This is a genomic window from Dermacoccus sp. CCH2-D9 (assembly GCF_001556795.1).
GTDB lineage: Bacteria > Actinomycetota > Actinomycetes > Actinomycetales > Dermatophilaceae > Dermacoccus > Dermacoccus nishinomiyaensis.
Window position 1 is genome coordinate 1 of sequence record NZ_LSJT01000037.1, and the last position, 3,583, is coordinate 3,583.

3 protein-coding genes are annotated in these 3,583 nt (G+C 70.2%); 2 read left to right on the forward strand and 1 reads right to left on the reverse strand.

All coding sequences use genetic code 11. The annotated features are described in order from the left end of the window. A partial coding sequence (locus AX669_RS02725; RefSeq protein WP_156444897.1) for a DEAD/DEAH box helicase occupies window positions 1–1,385 on the reverse strand: 1,385 nt, incomplete at its 3' end. A gap of 152 nt (window positions 1,386–1,537) precedes the next feature. Here AX669_RS02725 and AX669_RS02730 point away from each other — a divergent pair. Both AX669_RS02730 and AX669_RS02735 read left to right on the forward strand, forming a co-directional pair. Next, window positions 1,538–1,888: an STAS domain-containing protein gene (locus AX669_RS02730; protein WP_038569554.1), complete on the forward strand. Its 351-nt coding sequence runs from the start codon at window positions 1,538–1,540 to the stop codon at window positions 1,886–1,888. Window positions 1,889–1,957: 69 nt separating this feature from the next. Continuing rightward, window positions 1,958–3,511 carry a class I SAM-dependent methyltransferase gene (locus AX669_RS02735; RefSeq protein ID WP_062256413.1) on the forward strand — a complete coding sequence of 518 codons (1,554 nt, stop codon included), beginning with the start codon at window positions 1,958–1,960 and terminating at the stop codon, window positions 3,509–3,511. The last annotated feature ends 72 nt before the right edge of the window (window positions 3,512–3,583 follow it).

The following is a 3,583-nucleotide window of genomic DNA, read 5'->3' on the forward strand; positions in this document are numbered from 1 at the left end:
CCGCTCTGCTGATGCAGCGACGCGACCGTCCCCGGCCACCCGGCGAGCAGGACGGCGTCGAGGCCGCTGACGTCGATGCCGAGCTCGAGCGCGCTCGTGGCGGCCACCCCGGCGAGGGTGCCGTCGCGCAGCCCGCATTCGACGGTGCGGCGTTCCTCGGGCAGGTAACCCCCGCGATAGGCAGCGACGAGGTCGGGGTCGAACCCGTGGTTCCACAGGCGGTTTCGCGCCATGTCGGCCATCACCTCGACACCCACACGCGAGCGCGCGAACGCGAGCGTCTGCACGCCGCGCCCGACCAGTTCGCCGAACAAGTCGGCCGTTTCGGCGACGGCACTACGACGCCCGAGGTCTTCGACTGTGAGGCCATCGTCCGCGCCGCCTTCCTGGGCGGCGCCACGATCCTGGGCAGAGCCAGGAGCAGCCTGGGCCGCGTCGCCATCCCGCGCGGCGTCGCCATCCTCGTCGCTCATCGCATCTGTGGCTGCCGCCACGGCCTCACCCATGGCCTCTGCCGCGCCCGGGGGCGGGCCGGGCTCCCACAGCGCGAACGTCAGGGCTGGGCTCGGCGAGCCGTCGTCGGTGACGGCGTCGACGTCGAGGCCTGTCAGAGCGCGGGCGTGTGCGGCGGGTTCACCGGAGGTCGCGGAGGCGAGCACGAACGTCGGGTGACTGCCGTAGCGCGCGGCGACACGGCGCAGACGTCGGATGACGCCGGCCGTGTGGGCGCCGAACACGCCGCGATAGACATGGCACTCGTCGATGACGACGAGGCGCAGCGAGCGCCAGAAGATCGACCAGCGTTCGTGAGCGGGCAGCATCGAGTGGTGGAGCAGATCCGGGTTGGTCAGGATGATGCCGGCGTGGTCGCGGATCCAGCGTCGCTCGTCCGGGGGAGTGTCACCGTCGAGCGTCGCGATGCGCGCACCCGGGATGGCGAGGGCGTCGAGGCGCGCGCGTTGGTCGGCGGCGAGCGCCTTCGTGGGCGAGAGGTAGAGCGTCGTGGCTCCGCGGATCGCCGCGAGCGCGCTGACGGGCGGGTCGCCGGGGCGGCGCGCGAAGTCGGCGCCGTCGACGGCAGCCGTCAGCATCGGCACCTGGTAGGCGAGCGACTTGCCCGAGGCGGTTCCGGTCGCGACGACGACGTGGCGGCGCTCGAACACGGCGTCGAGTGCGGTTCGTTGATGCGACCACAGGTGGTGGATTCCCTTGCCCTCGAACGCAGCTCGAACCGCAGGCGCCACCGCGTCGGGCCACTCGGCGAGCGAGGCCTCACGGGCGGGGCGCGTGCGCACGTGGGTGACACCACCGGTGCCGGCGTCACGCAGCGCGTCGAGCCATTGCTCGGGGCCCGCACCGTCAGTGCGCGTGACCGCAGAACTCATGCGCACCCTCCACCCTGGATGTCACCTCGAAGGAGATGAATGTGAAATCAACTTGCATTGACTTTTCGGCTTCCTGTGACAAAACTGAATTCCCAGAGAGCAGGCCTCGCCTGCGCCAGGATGAACCGTCGAGCAGCAGGAGCCCGGGCCGCGTGGAACTCAGAGTGAACCTTCGCCGGGACGACGGCATCGCCGTCATCGCCTTCGCCGGGGAGGTCGACGTGTACACCGCCCCCGTTCTGCGGGACGCCATTTCGAAGGTGCTCGCCGCCGGTGACAAGGCGATGGTCGTCGACATGAGCGAGGTCAGCTTCCTCGATTCGACCGGCCTCGGTGTGCTCGTGGGCCGCCTCAAGGCCGTTCGGATGCTCGAGGGGGTCATGCGGGTCGTCATCACCAATCCCCGGGTGCTCCGCAACTTCCAGATCACCGGCCTCGAGAAGATCTTCACCATCGATTCCACCGCCGCTGACGCCGTCGCGGCGGTCAAGGCGGGCGCCTGACGCTCCGCCGGCGCGCGCCGGTCCTCATGGGGTCGGCGGCGTGCACCAGGTCAACGCCATACTGGGGTCATGTCTTCCCCGGCCCCTCACGTCGACGATTCCACGCGCGATCAGCTCGTCGCTCTGCGCGCTGACCTCGCTGCGGCGCCCTACACCGTCGAGGCGGTCGCCGACGTCCTCGGCCCGAGTGCGTCGGCCGCGCTGCACCGCGAACAGCCGACGGCTGCTCGCCGCATCCTGGCCGACGACGACAGTCCTGTCGCGACGATGGTGGCACTGTTCACGCTCGGTGGGCGCATGAGTCCGGCGCGGATCGAGGCGGCCTTCCCCGCCGCGGGGGTCGACGGTCTCACGGCGCTCGGGCTGCTCGCCGACGACGACACCCTCGAACAGATGCGCGGAGACGGGGACGACCGCATTCTCGTCGCTACGTGCGACCTGCGCCCGTACGGCGACGAGACGTCGTCATGGTGGCTGGCATCGGATCTCTCGGAGATCGCGACGGGCCAGGTGCTCGAACCCGATCATGTGCTCGGCATCGGTGGCGCGTCGACGACCCTCGCAAGATGGACCCCGCGACGCACCGTCCGCAGCGCCCTCGACCTCGGCACCGGCTGCGGTGTTCAGGCCGCGCACCTCGCGGGCCACGTCGAGCACATCGTCGCCTCGGACCTCGCGACACGCGCGCTCGCCTTCGTCTGCTTCAACGCCGCCCTCAACGATCTCGACGTCGAGGTGCTCGCCGGTTCGATGCTCGAACCGGTCGCCGGCCGCCGATTCGACCTCATCGTGAGCAACCCGCCGTTCGTCATCACGCCGCGTCGCCCCGGCATGCCCGAGTACGAGTACCGCGACGGCGGTGCGGTGGGTGACGCCGTCGTGCGCAACCTGGTTCGCGACGTCGGCGCCCACCTCGAACCCGGTGGTGTCGCACAGTTCCTCGGCAACTGGGAGATGCGCGACGGCGAGACGTTCGAAGACGTCTGGGAGCGATGGCTCGACGGCGTCGACCTCGATGCGCTCGTGGTGCAGCGCGAGGTGCAGGATCCGTGTGAATACGCCGAACTGTGGGCGCGTGACGGTGGCGCGCCCGTCGGGTCGCCCGAGTACGACGCCATGTACTCGGCCTGGCTCGACGACTTCGCGGCGCGCGGCGTCGAGCGCATCGGCTTCGGCATCATCACGCTCCAGAGGCCGGCCGAACCCCGTCCCCGGTTCACCGATCTGCTCGACGAGCGCGGCTCTGTCGCCGCCGCCATGGGCCCGACGATCGACGCAGGTCTCGCCGCGCGGGCGTGGATGGCGCGTGTCGGAGACGACGCGGTGCTCGACTCGTTCTGGCAGGCCGCGCCGGACGTCACGGAGGAGCGTCACACGAAGCCCGGAGCGAGCGACCCGAGCGTCATCATGATCCGTCAGGGCGGCGGGTTCGGCATGTCGATCCAGGCCGACACCGTGCTCGCCGCGTTCCTGTCGGTCTGCGACGGATCGATGACGGCGCGCACGGCGCTGGAGGCCATCGCAACGCTCGTCGACGTGCCCGCTGACGACGCCGTCCGCGGCACGCTGCCGCTGCTGAAGCGCCTCGTCGCCAACGGTTTCCTCACCCGCGTCGAGCGCTGAGCACCTCTGCGATCCCTGTACCCTTCTGCGCTTTTCGTCCACATTCGAATGTGGACGAAAAGCGCAGAAGGG